This is a genomic window from Aquirufa avitistagni, from assembly GCF_042715545.1.
Taxonomy (GTDB): Bacteria; Bacteroidota; Bacteroidia; order Cytophagales; family Spirosomataceae; genus Aquirufa; species Aquirufa avitistagni.
The window spans coordinates 1,062,367-1,076,947 of sequence record NZ_JBBKXZ010000001.1 but is presented as its reverse complement, the minus strand read 5'-3'; the positions used below and the strand labels follow the sequence as shown (position 1 = coordinate 1,076,947).

Sequence of the window (14,581 nt, the reverse complement as noted above, 5' to 3'; positions counted from 1 at the left end):
GCAAAATTGCACAAAATTATTTAAAGTCGGGTTGGCCAGCCTCAAGCCAGGCTGAATACCATACATTCCCGACGTGCTGAATGGCGTCATTAAATTGCGTTTCAATTTGATGGTTTAACAGCTTGTGGTATTCTTTTACATAGGCGTATGCATAGGTTTTGGTCAGTATAGAACCCTTTTTGAGGAATAAATATTTGGTTTGAGGTTTGGTACGTGCGTTGAGTTCAGCCTCTTGTAGGAGCAGGGTTTTTACGTATCTATGTGCTTGAAGGATCCAATTCCACGTTTCTTTTTGAAGATCTGGGATGTAATTCGCGGGTGCCGACCAATCTTCTAGATCAGCCTGAAGCATTTCTGGTATTTTGGATTCCCAAAACGCATGTATGCCCACTTGATTCGTTTTTTGACCGTCGTAATTGGAAGTTGTATGTAGGGGAACATGGGCATCTGCGATGTAATGGCCTAGTTCTGCCGACAGCTTGATGACTTGTACGGTGTCTCGGCTCAAAAAGGCATATTTTAGCCTATTTTTCACGATGGGAATAATCCAGGGTACGATGCCATGTTGCTGTAAGGTGTCTTTGGTATAGATTAGGCTTGCTTTTTCAAAGGTGAGATAGGCTATGCGATTCAGTTCATACTGATCTAAATCAATGTAATGCCGCGCGGCTTCTTCATCTAGCGTATGTCTTCGTTGATCGGGTAATACAGATAGGCTCTCAATAGCCCTGATATGCCGTTTGTACAAACGATTCATCGATTCAGGAAGCGTGAAAACAGCGAGGTGGTTAATCCGTTTATGGGCATAAAAACCCCAAGAATAGGCAGGGTAGGTGTAAAATAGGCATATTTGAAGTGCGAGTACCTGCATGAATAAAATTTTGAATGATGTATTGTGATTTCTAATCATTTTGTTTAATTTTGCAATTCAATTTTACAGAAAAGAGAATTTTTTAGAAGATGGCAAATCATAAATCAGCATTAAAGCGTATCCGTGCAAATGAATCAAAGCGTTTGCGTAACCGTTATCAACATAAATCAACGCGTACGTTGGTTAAGAAATTAAGACTTACAACGGATAAAGCGTTGGTTTCAGACTTATTCAAACAAGTATCTTCAGCGTTAGATAAATTAGCGAAGAAGAACATTATCCATAAAAATAAAGCAGCTAATCAGAAATCGAAATTAGCTAAGTTGGTGAACAAAATCGCTGCTTAATACTTTATTATCAAGTACTTGGAAAACCTCGCAACTCGCGGGGTTTTCTTGTTTATGCCTGTTACCTTCGGGCATGTATTCAACCAAAATTTCTGCTTTGCGTGTGGAGGAGCGTCCCCGCGAGATATTAGCTAATCAGGGCAAGGAGTTTCTTCGTTCAGAAGAATTGCTAGCTATTTTGATTGGATCTGGTTTGCCGAGTCTATCTGCACTTGGGATAGCTCAGTCGATTTTAAGCACAATCGATTTTGACTTAAATCGACTAGGTCGCTTCACCGCATCTGATTTTATGCAATTTAGGGGAATTGGAAGCGCCCGCGCTTCGATACTGATCGCGGCACTTGAGTTGGGTCGCAGGCGAGCAGCCTATTTAGTGCCTGAAGAAGTACTTAGGATAAAGAGTTCACATGATGCCTTTCAGGTTCTCTATCCCAAGTTTATGGATTTGGATCATGAGGAGTTTTGGGTGGTACATTTAAATCGTGCCGCGCGCCTGTTGAAGGTGGAACGTATCAGTGCCGGTGGAATTGCGGGTACGGTTGTAGATGTTAAAATGATTTACAAGTCGGCCATTGCACAACACACATCGACGCTGATTTTAGCACACAATCATCCCTCAGGTCAAAAGCAAGCTAGTCAAGCAGACCGCGATGTAACAAAAAAAAATAGTGGAAGCTGGAAAACTATTTGAGATTATGGTAGCCGATCATTTAATCATGACGGGTAATTCCTATGTAAGTTTTGCAGATGCAGGATGGATGTAAAAAAAGAGGCGATTATTTGCCTCTTTCCTTGTAGATTTTTTGAAGTTTTGATCCCACGACAATTGAAATCGCGAACAAAATAATAAAAAATGCTGCTCCTGAATATCCCATAGTGTTTTAATATTTATGCAAAAATAATCAATTTGTTTAAAGTAAGCCCTTTGTACTAGGTAAAGAATTTAAATTTTTCACGTCGCGTTCTGCCGCCATGCGAATTGTCTTCGCAAAAGCTTTGAAGATAGCTTCAATTTTATGATGCTCATTTTCACCGGATGCTTGAATGTTTAAATTACACTTAGCTGCATCTGAGAACGATTTGAAAAAATGAGAGAACATTTCGGTAGGCATTTCACCAATCATCTCCCGCTTGAAGGTAGCGTCCCATACCAACCAATTTCTGCCGGAGAAATCTATAGCTACCTGTGCCAAACATTCATCCATCGGTAATAAAAATCCGTACCGATTAATACCGCGTTTATCGCCTAATGCTAATGCGAATGCTTCGCCGAGTGCGATGCCCGTATCTTCTATCGTGTGGTGTTCGTCGATGTGTAAATCGCCATGAACGCGCACCGCTAAGTCCACATTGGCGTGTTTGGCGATTTGATCAAGCATGTGATCGAAAAAGCCAAGTCCAGTTTGGTTATTTGCCTTACCCGATCCATCTAAATTTAACTCGATGGCAATTTTAGTTTCATGGGTATTGCGTTCGTGCGTTACCCGACGTGCCGGTAATTTGAAAAATGCATAAATGTCATCCCAATGTGTGCATTGCAAGGCTACCGGATCTTGTATGGTACCATTCCCAATATAGATGGCTTGGGCGCCAAGGTTTTTAGCTAATTGAATATCTGTTTCACGATCACCCAATACATAAGAGTTTGCTAAATCGTAGTCGGAAGAAAAATAGCTTGCCAACATCCCTATGCCGGGTTTACGGGTAGGTAGATTATCTGCTGGAAAACTACGGTCGATATGTACGTTTGAAAAATGAATGCCTTCGCCTGCAAGAATAGCCAGCATTTTATTGTGTGCTGGCCAAAAAGTATCTTCTGGAAATGAAGCAGTTCCTAATCCATCTTGATTTGTCACCATGACCAATTCGAAATCAAATTCATCATTGATTTTCTTCAAATTCGAAATAGCATGTGGTAGAAATTCAAGTTTTTCAAAACTGTCAACTTGTTGGTCTACCAAAGGTTCCACGATCAATGTTCCATCGCGATCGATAAATAAAACTTTTTTCATAGCACAAAGGTAAATGATTGTACTTATTTACATGGATAAAAAATAAAAATAAGGTAATTTCGCATCTGAAATTAATCATATGAGCCAATTATTTAGTGTATTATCGGAGGAGGAAAAACAGCATATCCAGAAACGGGTAGCTGGGATGCTGCAGGAGACAGAAGATAAGGTCGCTGAATTATTCCCTGTTTGGGAGGCTATCATTTTAGGCGGTTTGTTGAAATTGGTTCGGAATCGGATTCGATTTAATGCGCTTTATAATTTCATTTTACAGAAACCAATCCCCGTTGAATCTATAGAAGCTTATGTAGGCAAGACTACAGATGAATATGATGTAGATGCGATCATGCGATTTGGCGAGGGGATGATGAGTATTTTGGTTCCAGATAAGAAAAGTGCCATTGCGATGTTGTTATCGCGAGATTTGGGCTGTAAAAGTTCTTCTGTATTAAAGGGCCTTACCTTGTTTTTTGGCTTTTATGGGTACAAATTAAAGCAAACGGATTACCCGGCCCTGAAGGATTGGAAGACATATAGTGCGTTCTATTTAGGAATGAAATCTGATTTCAATGCCTTGTGTTCAGGGAAAGTTCAATATACCATTTCAGATATTTTATTGCTTTCAGATATTCTTAAGGTTGACCCCATGGTTACCTATGTGGATGATAGCGAAAGCCATGTAGATGCGTCTACCGGTTTATTGCAGCGCATCACGTTACCGATGATGCTCTCTGTTGTAGGGGTTATTTTATTAGGAGGATTTGTTATTTGGTATACTACTTTTCGAACGCTTGAAGATGAAGATAATGTTGCCGAAACAGAAGAAATTATCCCAATTGATAGTTTAACGAAGTTGAATGATAGTCTAACTCAGGCTGTTTTAGACTCCAATCGGTTGAAAGCAGATTCGTTGACAACCTTAGTTTGGCCAGATGGTAAACCATTTGACCTACCCAAGACTTCTGTTTTAGTCCCAGTTCACCAATTTCTACTGGATTCTACTCAAAAAGAGACCACTGAATTTAGTGTAGGTGAATTGCAATTCGATGCGCAATCCGATTTGCTTTTACAGCCCAATGACCTCGTGTTTAAACGTTTGGCAGAAGGTTTGTATACGTTCAAAAACGTGCATGTAAAATGGGTGGTCAATTCAGGAAAAGATGATCGAGCATCGCTTAAGCGAGGATTTGTGTTGAAGAATCGTTTGGTAGGTGAGGGGGTCGCTCCGGGACGTATTGAGGTAAAATCATCAGACCCTTCCGTGTCATTTTCAGGCGGAGAAGCGCAGGTTTATCTGTTGCTGATTAAATAGCATTTATTAAAATAGTGCAATTCGTTTGCTTTCTGTAGTAAGTATGCGTACTTTTGTGGCTTATTAGTACAAATGCATCCGCATAAATCGATTACAAGAGATTGTAAATCCCTTACCAGACAGTTTAGAGGGCTATTAGGTTTAATTACGGATGTGTTAGGGCATCATAATTAAACAAGAAAATCATGAGTGAAAAAATTCGCTTTGATAGTCTTCCTTTGTCGGAAGGTATCCAAGAAGCAGTAAAAGAAATGGGTTTTGAATTTGCTTCTCCCATTCAATCAGAAGCTATTCCCTATGTTTTAGAGGGTCGTGACGTCATCGGACAAGCACAAACAGGTACAGGTAAAACTGCCGCGTTTGGTATTCCGATGATTGAGCACATCGTTCCATTCGAGAAGTTCGTTCAAGCAATTATTTTATGTCCTACCCGTGAATTAGCGGTTCAAGTTTCTGAGGAAATGAAGAAACTGGCTAAATACACGAAAGGCGTTTGGGTGACTACGGTATATGGTGGTGATTCAATTGATCGTCAAATTAAGTCGTTGAAGGCGGGGGCCAACATTGTTGTAGGAACTCCAGGTCGTGTGATTGACTTAATTGAGCGTCGTGCATTGAAGCTCCAGCAAGCTTCTATGATTGTTTTGGATGAGGCAGATGAAATGTTAGATATGGGTTTCCGTGAGGATATCGAAAGTATCTTACAAGAAATGCCAAACGAACGCCAGACAGTCTTATTCTCTGCGACTATGTCGAAGCCTATTTTGGGATTGACAAGTCGTTATTTGACAGATCCTAAATTAGTGAAGGTCGTTAAAAACGAAATCACAAACGTTAACATCGAGCAATTGTATTTTGATGTGAAGGGTCGTGCGAAGATGGAAGTTACGACGCGTTTAATTGATTTCTACGCATTGAAGTTGATGTTGATCTTCTGTAACCAGAAGAAACGTGTGGACGAGGTGGTTGAAGATCTAGTTTCTCGTGGCTATGCTGCGGAAGGTTTACACGGTGATTTACGTCAAAGCCAACGGACCCAAGTAATGAACCGTTTCCGTAATGGAAATGTGTGTATTTTAGTGGCTACTGACGTAGCTGCGCGTGGTTTGGACGTAGACAATGTGGACGCGGTAATCAATTACGATATCCCATTAGATGAAGAATATTACGTACACCGTATCGGTCGTACAGGTCGTGCTGGTAAATTCGGTAAGGCATTTACCTTGGTCGTAGGTTCTGAGCGCAATCGTTTGCGTGAAATCATGAACTACACCAAAGTGAAAATTGACAAAGGTGTTATCCCATCATTCACAGATGTAGTCGGCATTAAAAAAGGCATGTTTATTGAGCGTGTGGCGGCTACTATCAACGAGGGTGATTTAGAAGTATTCTCTGATTCATTAGAAAACTTACAGCATGCTGGTTTTTCTACGGAGCAAATTGTTGCTGCCTTAGTTAAAATGAATATGGGTATCCAGAAGAATGAATTTGGTGATGAAAATTTAGAAGGTGAATTCGAACGTCAATCACGCAAGTTTGGTCGTGAGGAGCGTGGCGGAGGTTTCCGCGATCGTGATTCACGTGGTGGAGAACGTCGTGGTGGCGGTCGTTTTGATCGTGAATCTCGTGGTGGTTATGGAGACCGTGGTGGAGATCGTGGCGGTCGTTTTGAAAGAGGTTCTGATCGCGGCAGTGGCCCACGTGGACCACGTGTTGACCGGGAAGGAAAGCCATACAAAACGGACGAAAACATGGTACGTATGTTCGTGAATATTGGCTTTAATGAGAAAATTTCTCCTTCCAATATTGTTGGCGCTTTTGCTGGCGAAACAGGAATTCCAGGAAATGTATTAGGTCAAATTCAAATTGAGAATAAGCATACCTATGTGGATGTTCCCAAGGAATATGCTAACCAGGTCATCGACAAGATGGTAGGTGCGCAAATCAAAGGTAAGCGCGTTTTAGTCGAAATCGCTAAGCCAGTTTAATCGTATTTTTTTTTTTTTTGAGGGGCAGCCGAAAGGTTGCTCCTTTTTTTATGACTTTTTAAGCCAAAAATGCTGTTTCGGAGCCGTAGGTCTTAAACTCAAAATACCCATTTCAAATAATTCTATTGAATGTATTACCGCCGGATTTTGGTATAATCTTCGCCAAAATTCATTCGAATGAGTTCCCGCATGTGGGTGTAAGCAAATAATCAGGTTCGCTGAATCTTGAAACAAAGCTTCTATGTCAGGTAGCATAGATTCGTTCACTTGGTTTAAATCTACAACGTGAAGCTGTCCTTCGGCTAGTTTTAAATAGTTGCCTATCCCATGAATCAATGCTGATTCTATGTCTTGAGGTGATTTTTGGTAAATCGGATCAATAACCTCAGTATATAAAGCAAATACGAATGGGGAATGTAATCCATGCGCCGTTTGTGCTTTCCAATTAAATCGTAACCTATTCAACATCAATTCAAGCTGTAATTTGTGACTAATTCAAATGCCGGTGTTTGTACCTTAAATGTAGTTTGATCCATCAAGTTTAGAAAGGTATAATAACCAGACATTTGTCCTATGGCTGAGATAATCGGACATGCTGAAGTGTAGGTAAAGGATTCTCCAGGTTCAAGAATCGGTTGCTGACCCACCACGCCCAATCCATTGACATATTCAGGCGCATGACTTCCATCTAATATCTTCCAGAATCTGCTAACTAATTGGGCCGGTTGATTCCCAATATTTTTGATTGTAATTTGGTAGGAGAAAAAGTGCTTATAAGGTGCCTGTAATTCATAATCAGGCAAATGAGTCACTTTTACGTCAATTTGAAATCCGTTTTCGATGGATTGTGGCATGTAAAGGAATATTTTATGGCTAGTGCCAACTTAAATTTACGGGATTTAATACAAAATGACTGGAAAAATATCTTGAATTCTTGTTTCGAGCAAGAATGGATGGATCATTTGGAGCGGGAGTTAGCAAATGAATACGTGAGCAAACACGTATTTCCATCCGTTTCAGATGTATTCAATGCCTTGAATTTAACCGCTTTTGAAGATGTCAAAGTCGTTATTTTAGGTCAAGATCCATACCATGGAGTAGGAGAGGCGCAAGGGTTTAGTTTTTCTGTTCCCAACGGAGTCAACATGCCTCCCTCGTTGAGAAATATATTTAAAGAATTAGCTACCGATGTAGGTGTGCAACGGACACACACGGATTTGTCCGATTGGGCTAGTCAAGGTGTTTTATTGTTGAATTCCGTCCTGACTGTACGCGCAAATGAGCCAGGATCGCATGCGAAGCTAGGTTGGCAAAAGTTTACGTCAACCATCATTGGTTCGTTGAATGCGCGCGAAAAACCGATGGTATTTATGTTGTGGGGAAATTATGCTCAGCAAGTTGGCAAGCACATAGATGAATCAAAACACCTCGTCATTCGCTCGGCTCATCCCTCTCCACTTTCGGCCAATCGAGGCGGTTGGTTTGGTTCTAAACCCTTTTCTAAAGCAAACGATTTCTTAGCTAATAGTCCTATTCAATGGACTTAAATACGCTTTAATTGGCTCGGGAAATACACGAATTGATTCGGGAATTCTTGTAAAAAGAACTCTGAAATAAGTGTTTCGATGGCCTCTTTGCGCCGCTCTTCCGTTACTGGAATTAAACATTGGATGGAAAATCCTTTGGAGTCGGGCTCTTGATGTGAACTTATCTCGAAAGCATGTGCTTGTTCGATAAAATCCCAAGCATTTAATTCAGGAATGATATGCTGTGTTAACGCTTTTACCGCCTGAGCTTCAATGGCATTTTCTACAAAGATGGATATGTTAAATTGGATCATGGCTTGATTGTTTTTTGGGCTAAGGCATTGTACATAATTTCGGCTAGGTGAAAGCCTTCTTTATCGATGCCATCTTTTATCTGATGCCGGCATGAAGTGCCATTACTAGCGATAATGGTACTGTTTTTAGTGCTGAGTAGGCGAGGGAATAATACCAATTTGGCGATTTGCTGGGATAATTCGTAATGCTTTTTTTCATAGCCAAATGATCCAGCCATGCCACAGCATCCAGTAGGCAATAATTCTACCTCGTAATTTTCGGGAAAACTTAAGACTTGTCGGGTGCTACTTATTCCAGCAATCGATTTTTGATGGCAGTGACCATGCAAGACAATTTTCTGATTTATGGCAGTGAATGCATCTTTCGCAATTCGTTTTGCCTTGATTTCTTGTGCTAAAAATTCATCGATTAGTAGGCAATTTTTCTTTAGTGAATTGGCTTGTTCCCGTAAATCGGCGGACACCAAAGTTGGAATCTCATCTCGGAAACTCAATAAAGCACTTGGTTCTATTCCGATTAATGGTTTTTCTTCGGATACGATGGGTGCGAGTTTCTGGACGTTTGAGTTGGCAAGCTTTTGGGCGATGGCCAACAAGCCTTTCGAAATATAACTACGTCCACTGATGATTTGACTAGGAATTTCAACGCCATATCCTAGTTCATTTAAGAGTAGGATCGTTTTTTTGCCCAGCTCCACATCGTTATAGTTGGTGAATTCATCCGCAAACAGATACACCTGTCCGTGATTTAATTCGTTTTGATTGACGCGTTTACTGTAGCGTTTAAACCAACTTTCAAGTGAGGTAAAATGGACTTCAGGTATACTGCGATTCCAAGAGAAACCCATCAGTGTTTTGATGATTATACTCGTTCCAGGAAATGCGACTAGCATATTGTATAGCGGTGCTACATAACTGGCAAGTGCCTGGAGCTTCGGAAAATGGCCAATTAATTGGGTGCGCAAAGGAGTCCCTTTTTGGAGGTAATGCTGCTGCAGTGTTTCCGCTTTCAGTTTACTCATGTCGACGCCTGAAGGACATTCAGTTTGGCAACCTTTACATGAGAGGCATAAGTCTAAGACCTCGAGTAATTCAGGATTATTATAGGCTTGATCACCTTCTGAGGTGATTAATTGACGCAGCATGTTTGCGCGTGCGCGGGTACTATCTTTTTCATCATGAGTCGCCATGAAGCTCGGACACATGGTTCCGCCGCTCAATGCAGATTTCTTGCAATCGCCTGAACCAGAACATTTTTCGGCTAACGCTAAAGGACCAGCTAATTCGCCATAATGAAAGAAATGAGAAGTATTTGTCTCGTTTACACGTGGCCGAAATGCTTCGTCCATCGGAGGTGTATTGACAATTTTACCTGGATTTAAGAGGTTGTGTGGGTCAAAAACGTGCTTGATTTCTTGAAACAAGGCATATACTTCTTTGCCCATTAAGGCAGGAATAAATTCGCCGCGCAGCCTTCCGTCTCCATGTTCCCCGCTCAACGATCCTTGGTACTTTTTCAGAATCTCAACAGTTTCAGTTAAAAGCGACCTAAATAAGGATTTACCTTCTGGCGTATGGATATCTAAAAAGGGTTCAATATGCAATTCTCCAGCACCTGCGTGAGCATAATAGGCAGCTTGAATATTGTTTTTGGCTAATAAAGCTTGAATGTCAGCCACATAAGCCGGTAAGTCTATTGGTGCCACCGCACAATCTTCTATGAGATTAACGGGTTGTTTTTTCCCTGGCAAATTGCGAATTAACCCAAGGCCCGCTTTTCGGATATCCCAGCCTTTGGTGATTGCTTCATTATATAGCGTTGGGTACGCATAACCTAGTGAAGCGTCTTGTAATTTTTGAATGCAGTTAGCTACTTTTTCTTGCACTAATTCAGCAGTTTCGGCACGGAATTCCACCATCAAAATGGCTTCTGGTTTACCTTCAATAAAGGTCCGGTCTTCGATAAAATTGGGATGGTTTTCCGTAAAGGAAAGTATAAAGCTATCCACCAATTCTGAGGCAGTTGGCTTGCACGAAAGGGCTACAATATTCGCTTGCAGCGATTCTTGCAGGGTGTGACAATGAATGCAGATAAGGCCAACTTCCTTACTCGGTTGATCGAGTAAGTTGATTTTCATACTATGCACCACGGCCAATGTTCCCTCCGAACCGGCTAACAAAGCGGATAAGTTGAATGGTTGGCCAGCCGGATTAAAAGGCTGCATGTCAATCAGTGCATCCAATGCATATCCGGTATTTCTGCGGGTAATGGCTGGGTTCGGGAATTTCGCTCTGATGAGTTCTTGGACTTCTGGATTATTCAGCATCCGATGAATCTCGCGGTAAATTTTACCTTCTAGATTTGTAAGGGCTGTTTTTTTATAAAACTCTTCATTAGTCAGCGGATGGGTGTGCATTTCAGACCCGTCGGCGAGAATAGCACGTGTTTCCAACAAATGATCACGCACATTGCCCCAAACGATGGAATGTAAACCGCAGGAGTTATTACCCAGCATTCCACCTAATAAAGCGCGATTTGCCGTGGAAGTTTCTGGTCCGAAAAATAATCCGGAAGGCTCCATTTGCTTATTCAGATCATCGCGAATGATTCCGGGTTCGATCCAGGCAGATTTTTCTTTCTTATTTAATTGGACAATTTTGGATAGCGGGGCTCCCACTTCCATCACGATTCCTTCGCCTACTACTTGGCCGGCTAAGGAAGTACCTGCGCCACGCGGAATGATACTTGTTCTGTGTTTTTCAGCGAATTGAATGAGTCGCTTGATGTCTTTAGCACTGGCGGGTTTGGCGACAGCTAAGGGCTGAACCTCGTAAACAGATGCGTCAGTGGCATAAATCTTTCTAGTTAGATCAGATTGAAGGTTGTTTTTGAAAAACAATTCTCCTTCAAAATGAATGGCTAGATTTTCGGCTTCGTGTTTACTCCAAGGCATGATTTACGCAATTGAATTTTAAATTTACGAAATCCAATCTTAATGCCATATGACCATTCAAAAGTTTATATTTTCTATTCATCCTTTCGCATCTAGAACTTTGACATTTAACTAGTAAATTCGACATCTATTTTTTTATATGATCTTTCTTCGTCAAGTTTTTGAGAGTTTAGTATTTGCTTATCAAGCATTGCGCTCAAATTTATTACGTACCACCTTATCGCTACTAGGCGTGAGCGTAGGTATTTTCGCTATCGTCGCTGTGTTTACGGCAGTAGATTCGTTGAAAGGTAAAATTCGTAACGAAATCGATTCATTTGCAGGTTCAGGTGTTATGTATGTAGGCAAATGGCCTTGGGTCATGGCCAATAATTATCCGTGGTGGAAGTACCTGAATCGTCCTGAAATGAAGTATACCGAATATCGGTATTTGAAAGAAAACCTAAAAACAGCTCAAGCGGTAGCCGTGATTGATGGCGGTCGGAATGCCTCTATTTCTCGAGGAAGCAATAGTATTGATGCGAATTTGACTGGTGCGAGTTATGAGTATAATCAAATTACGAGTACGCCCATTGCCGATGGCCGTTATTTTCTCCCGATTGAATCTGATAATGGAATCTATGTTTGCATTATCGGAGCTAAAGTCGCTGAAGCGCTGATTGATGGGAAATCTGCCGTAGGTGAAATCATTAAAATTAATGGCATTAAATTTTCGGTGATCGGAGTTATTGAGAAAAAAGGAAATGACATGTTGAGTTTTGGGGGAACACCAGATGAAAAGGTAATTATTCCGTATACGACGTTCTCTGCAATTTTTCAAAAAGATAAGCCCGCTCCGGATATCGCGATTAAGGCGTTTGATTCGGATATTGGCCAAGTAGAATTGGAAGGGGAGGTTACCGGAATGATGCGCAGTTTGCGTTCTATTAAACCAAAGCAAGAAGATAGTTTTACGGTCAACCGTTTAGATGGTTTAAATCAATTCTTTGACGGAATCTTTGCGGCCTTGAATATTGCTGGTGCATTGATAGCTGGATTTTCATTGTTGGTAGGTGGTTTTGGAATTGCCAATATCATGTTTGTATCCGTTAAAGAGCGTACCAATATCATTGGTATTCAGAAATCCTTAGGTGCGAAGAACTACTTTATCTTATTTCAATTTTTGTTTGAGGCGGTATTTTTAAGTTTGATAGGGGGCTTAGTGGGTATTGGGTTGGTCGTAGGCATCACCTACATTCCACAAGATGCTTTGCCACTTACATTAACTGCAGGAAATATCTTCACGGGATTATTGATCTCTAGTTTTATCGGGATTTTATCAGGTATCATTCCAGCTTGGGTAGCTGCTAAGATGGACCCCGTTATTGCCATCCGCTCTAAATAGAAAAAGGCCATCTGTCAGTTGACAAATGGCCTTTTTACTTCAATTAATCCTAGATTAGATAGACAAAGTCGCTAATACTGAATTCATATTACGAACAGCTTCAGCCGACTTGTTGAAAGCAGCTTGCTCTTCTTCAGTTAATTTATAATCAACGATTTTCTCCCATCCGTTTTTACCTAGTACGACAGGTACGCCTAAGCAAATGTCTGATTGGCCATATTCGCCTTCTAGGGATACGCAGCATGCCATGATTTTTTTCTCATCACGCACGATTGCTTCAACTAAAGCAGCACCAGCAGCACCAGGTGCATACCAAGCCGAAGTTCCTAATAAACCTGTTAGTGTTGCACCACCCACCATCGTGTCAGCAGCTACTTTATCTAACGTTTCTGCATCTAAGAATTGGCTAACTGGAACACCATTGTAAGTAGCTAAACGCTTCATTGGAATCATCGTTGTATCTCCGTGTCCGCCGATTACCGTTCCGTGGATATCATTGATGGAAACGTCCATCGCTTTCGCTAAATAGCATTTGAAACGAGCTGAGTCTAATGTTCCACCCATACCGATAATGCGGTGTTTATCCAATCCAGCTACTGATTTCGCCAAATAGGTCATCGTATCCATTGGATTCGAAATGATCACAATGATTGGGTTTTTAGAGAATTTCAAAATGTTTTCAACCACACTTTTTACAATCCCTGCATTCACGCCAATTAACTCTTCGCGCGTCATGCCTGGCTTACGTGGTAAACCTGAAGTAATCACAACTACATCGGAATTAGCTGTTTTTGAATAATCATTGGTTGAACCTACTAGCTTGGTATCGAAACCGAATAACGAAGCAGTTTGAAACATGTCAAGGGTTTTGCCTTCCGCAATACCTTCTTTGATGTCTAATAATACTAATTCATCTGCTAATTCTTTTCTAGCGATGTTGTCAGCGCAAGTTGCCCCTACGGCACCAGCTCCTACTACGGTGATTTTCATTATGTTTATATTTAGGAAAGATTGATTCAAAAACAGCGCAAAAATAAGACATAATCGCCAATTATCGAATCAATTTTTAAAATGAATCGAATTAAGGATAGAGCCGCGTCATTTTTTAGTTGATTTTAGTATATTTAAGGATTAAATAAAGATTATGTCAAAACAAGCCAATTTAATCGACCGTATTGTCTCATCTCCCTTTTTTGAAAAGGCAATGGTCAAAGCCGAATCTGTCATGGCAAATGATAAAATGGGTTTGTTACGTATTGTTCAACACTCCCTGAAGAAAGTCAGTGAATTAGCGGCTCAAAGTAATTTGACCGTCGTTCGATTATTAAATCACTATGTGTTGTTGTTCAGCGAAATGATTAAAGCTTATGTGCAGGGTAGATACAAGAAATTGCCTGCCGTTACGTTAGTCAAAATAGTAGCTGTTTTATTCTACTTTGTTTCTCCCTTTGATTTTATTCCTGACGTACTTCCGTTAATCGGATTTACAGACGATTTAGCGCTTGTTTTATGGGTAGGAAAATCGATTAAACATGAGTTAGATGAATTTGAAAAACATGCGAATGTTTGAGCCTTAATTAAGGATTTTTAATGACTATTGAATATATTTACAAAATTAAAAAATTGACAAAATGAACATCTCAAGTATATTATTGTTTTTGAATGGTTTAGGTGGTGGTGAATTATTGCTAATCGGTTTAGCCATTCTTTTGTTTTTTGGAGGTAAAAAATTACCTGAATTAATGCGTGGACTTGGAAAAGGTATTCGCGAATTCCAAGATGCTAAGAACGAAGTAAAAGATCAAATCAATAAAGAACTAGACGAAACGAAAAAGTAATCTTTCGAATTTTAGTTTGAAAAATGCATAGTTGG

At 40.6% G+C, this 14,581-nt stretch carries 16 protein-coding genes; 9 read left to right on the top strand and 7 right to left on the bottom strand.

Translation table 11 applies throughout. The annotated features are described in order from the left end of the window. Nucleotides 1-16: 16 nt before the first annotated feature. Nucleotides 17-910: a zinc dependent phospholipase C family protein gene (locus tag U0R10_RS04690; RefSeq protein WP_377982788.1), complete on the bottom strand. Its 894-nt coding sequence runs from the start codon at nucleotides 908-910 to the stop codon at nucleotides 17-19. A 50-nt stretch (nucleotides 911-960) separates the two neighbouring features. On the opposite strand from U0R10_RS04690, the gene rpsT reads away from it, so the two are divergent. The 3 genes from rpsT (at nucleotide 961) to U0R10_RS04675 (ending at nucleotide 1,982) form a co-directional block, all read left to right on the top strand. Next, nucleotides 961-1,218: a 30S ribosomal protein S20 gene (gene rpsT, locus U0R10_RS04685; protein ID WP_377982787.1), complete on the top strand. Its 258-nt coding sequence runs from the start codon at nucleotides 961-963 to the stop codon at nucleotides 1,216-1,218. A gap of 73 nt (nucleotides 1,219-1,291) precedes the next feature. Next, nucleotides 1,292-1,909 carry a JAB domain-containing protein gene (locus U0R10_RS04680; RefSeq protein ID WP_377982786.1) on the top strand — a complete coding sequence of 206 codons (618 nt, stop codon included), beginning with the start codon at nucleotides 1,292-1,294 and terminating at the stop codon, nucleotides 1,907-1,909. A gap of 4 nt (nucleotides 1,910-1,913) precedes the next feature. After that, nucleotides 1,914-1,982 carry a hypothetical protein gene (locus tag U0R10_RS04675; protein ID WP_377983013.1) on the top strand — a complete coding sequence of 23 codons (69 nt, stop codon included), beginning with the start codon at nucleotides 1,914-1,916 and terminating at the stop codon, nucleotides 1,980-1,982. Between the two features lie 147 nt (nucleotides 1,983-2,129). Here the strand turns inward: U0R10_RS04675 and hisB are convergent, their stop codons facing one another. Continuing rightward, nucleotides 2,130-3,230, bottom strand: a complete 1,101-nt coding sequence (hisB, locus tag U0R10_RS04670; RefSeq protein ID WP_377982785.1) for a bifunctional histidinol-phosphatase/imidazoleglycerol-phosphate dehydratase HisB — start codon at nucleotides 3,228-3,230, stop codon at nucleotides 2,130-2,132. Between the two features lie 79 nt (nucleotides 3,231-3,309). On the opposite strand from hisB, the gene U0R10_RS04665 reads away from it, so the two are divergent. Together U0R10_RS04665 and U0R10_RS04660 are read left to right on the top strand one after the other, a co-directional pair. Then, complete coding sequence (locus tag U0R10_RS04665; protein ID WP_377982784.1) at nucleotides 3,310-4,542, top strand: hypothetical protein; 1,233 nt, start codon at nucleotides 3,310-3,312, stop codon at nucleotides 4,540-4,542. 185 nt (nucleotides 4,543-4,727) lie between these two features. Then, the gene (locus tag U0R10_RS04660; protein ID WP_377982783.1) at nucleotides 4,728-6,530 is read left to right on the top strand and encodes a DEAD/DEAH box helicase; all 1,803 of its coding nucleotides are present in this window, start codon (nucleotides 4,728-4,730) and stop codon (nucleotides 6,528-6,530) included. Between the two features lie 48 nt (nucleotides 6,531-6,578). Here the strand turns inward: U0R10_RS04660 and U0R10_RS04655 are convergent, their stop codons facing one another. Further along, on the bottom strand, nucleotides 6,579-6,998 hold the full coding sequence (locus U0R10_RS04655; protein WP_377982782.1) for a hypothetical protein: 420 nt from the start codon (nucleotides 6,996-6,998) through the stop codon (nucleotides 6,579-6,581). Next, nucleotides 6,998-7,384, bottom strand: coding sequence for a Co2+/Mg2+ efflux protein ApaG (gene apaG, locus U0R10_RS04650; RefSeq protein ID WP_377982781.1), 387 nt, complete (start codon nucleotides 7,382-7,384; stop codon nucleotides 6,998-7,000). The genes U0R10_RS04655 and apaG overlap by 1 nt, the downstream gene beginning before the upstream one ends. A gap of 15 nt (nucleotides 7,385-7,399) precedes the next feature. Between apaG and U0R10_RS04645 the strand changes: the two genes are divergently transcribed. Next, nucleotides 7,400-8,077 carry a uracil-DNA glycosylase gene (locus tag U0R10_RS04645; RefSeq protein WP_377982780.1) on the top strand — a complete coding sequence of 226 codons (678 nt, stop codon included), beginning with the start codon at nucleotides 7,400-7,402 and terminating at the stop codon, nucleotides 8,075-8,077. On the opposite strand, the gene U0R10_RS04640 is transcribed toward U0R10_RS04645, so the two are convergent. Both U0R10_RS04640 and U0R10_RS04635 read right to left on the bottom strand, forming a co-directional pair. Continuing rightward, nucleotides 8,074-8,370 carry a DUF4286 family protein gene (locus tag U0R10_RS04640; protein ID WP_377982779.1) on the bottom strand — a complete coding sequence of 99 codons (297 nt, stop codon included), beginning with the start codon at nucleotides 8,368-8,370 and terminating at the stop codon, nucleotides 8,074-8,076. The two genes, U0R10_RS04645 and U0R10_RS04640, sit on opposite strands and share 4 nt — an antisense overlap. Then, nucleotides 8,367-11,324, bottom strand: coding sequence for an FAD-binding and (Fe-S)-binding domain-containing protein (locus U0R10_RS04635; protein ID WP_377982778.1), 2,958 nt, complete (start codon nucleotides 11,322-11,324; stop codon nucleotides 8,367-8,369). Before U0R10_RS04635 ends, U0R10_RS04640 begins: the two co-directional genes overlap by 4 nt. A gap of 139 nt (nucleotides 11,325-11,463) precedes the next feature. Between U0R10_RS04635 and U0R10_RS04630 the strand changes: the two genes are divergently transcribed. After that, complete coding sequence (locus U0R10_RS04630; RefSeq protein ID WP_377982777.1) at nucleotides 11,464-12,708, top strand: ABC transporter permease; 1,245 nt, start codon at nucleotides 11,464-11,466, stop codon at nucleotides 12,706-12,708. Between the two features lie 54 nt (nucleotides 12,709-12,762). Here U0R10_RS04630 and mdh read toward each other — a convergent pair whose 3' ends face one another. After that, nucleotides 12,763-13,698, bottom strand: coding sequence for a malate dehydrogenase (mdh, locus tag U0R10_RS04625; RefSeq protein ID WP_377982776.1), 936 nt, complete (start codon nucleotides 13,696-13,698; stop codon nucleotides 12,763-12,765). Nucleotides 13,699-13,852: 154 nt separating this feature from the next. Between mdh and U0R10_RS04620 the strand changes: the two genes are divergently transcribed. Continuing rightward, complete coding sequence (locus U0R10_RS04620; protein ID WP_377982775.1) at nucleotides 13,853-14,278, top strand: YkvA family protein; 426 nt, start codon at nucleotides 13,853-13,855, stop codon at nucleotides 14,276-14,278. Nucleotides 14,279-14,339: 61 nt separating this feature from the next. Then, nucleotides 14,340-14,546: a Sec-independent protein translocase subunit TatA/TatB gene (locus U0R10_RS04615; RefSeq protein ID WP_315575355.1), complete on the top strand. Its 207-nt coding sequence runs from the start codon at nucleotides 14,340-14,342 to the stop codon at nucleotides 14,544-14,546. Nucleotides 14,547-14,581: the final 35 nt, after the last annotated feature.

Bases quoted from the DNA above. Each gene is read 5' to 3' on its own strand.
- U0R10_RS04690 (WP_377982788.1), bottom strand. From the start codon at position 910: ATGATTAGAAATCACAATACATCATTCAAAATTTTATTCATGCAGGTA.
- rpsT (WP_377982787.1), top strand. From the start codon at position 961: ATGGCAAATCATAAATCAGCATTAAAGCGTATCCGTGCAAATGAATCA.
- U0R10_RS04680 (WP_377982786.1), top strand. From the start codon at position 1,292: ATGTATTCAACCAAAATTTCTGCTTTGCGTGTGGAGGAGCGTCCCCGC.
- hisB (WP_377982785.1), bottom strand. From the start codon at position 3,230: ATGAAAAAAGTTTTATTTATCGATCGCGATGGAACATTGATCGTGGAA.
- U0R10_RS04665 (WP_377982784.1), top strand. From the start codon at position 3,310: ATGAGCCAATTATTTAGTGTATTATCGGAGGAGGAAAAACAGCATATC.
- U0R10_RS04660 (WP_377982783.1), top strand. From the start codon at position 4,728: ATGAGTGAAAAAATTCGCTTTGATAGTCTTCCTTTGTCGGAAGGTATC.
- U0R10_RS04655 (WP_377982782.1), bottom strand. From the start codon at position 6,998: ATGTTGAATAGGTTACGATTTAATTGGAAAGCACAAACGGCGCATGGA.
- apaG (WP_377982781.1), bottom strand. From the start codon at position 7,384: ATGCCACAATCCATCGAAAACGGATTTCAAATTGACGTAAAAGTGACT.
- U0R10_RS04645 (WP_377982780.1), top strand. From the start codon at position 7,400: ATGGCTAGTGCCAACTTAAATTTACGGGATTTAATACAAAATGACTGG.
- U0R10_RS04640 (WP_377982779.1), bottom strand. From the start codon at position 8,370: ATGATCCAATTTAACATATCCATCTTTGTAGAAAATGCCATTGAAGCT.
- U0R10_RS04635 (WP_377982778.1), bottom strand. From the start codon at position 11,324: ATGCCTTGGAGTAAACACGAAGCCGAAAATCTAGCCATTCATTTTGAA.
- U0R10_RS04630 (WP_377982777.1), top strand. From the start codon at position 11,464: ATGATCTTTCTTCGTCAAGTTTTTGAGAGTTTAGTATTTGCTTATCAA.
- mdh (WP_377982776.1), bottom strand. From the start codon at position 13,698: ATGAAAATCACCGTAGTAGGAGCTGGTGCCGTAGGGGCAACTTGCGCT.
- U0R10_RS04620 (WP_377982775.1), top strand. From the start codon at position 13,853: ATGTCAAAACAAGCCAATTTAATCGACCGTATTGTCTCATCTCCCTTT.
- U0R10_RS04615 (WP_315575355.1), top strand. From the start codon at position 14,340: ATGAACATCTCAAGTATATTATTGTTTTTGAATGGTTTAGGTGGTGGT.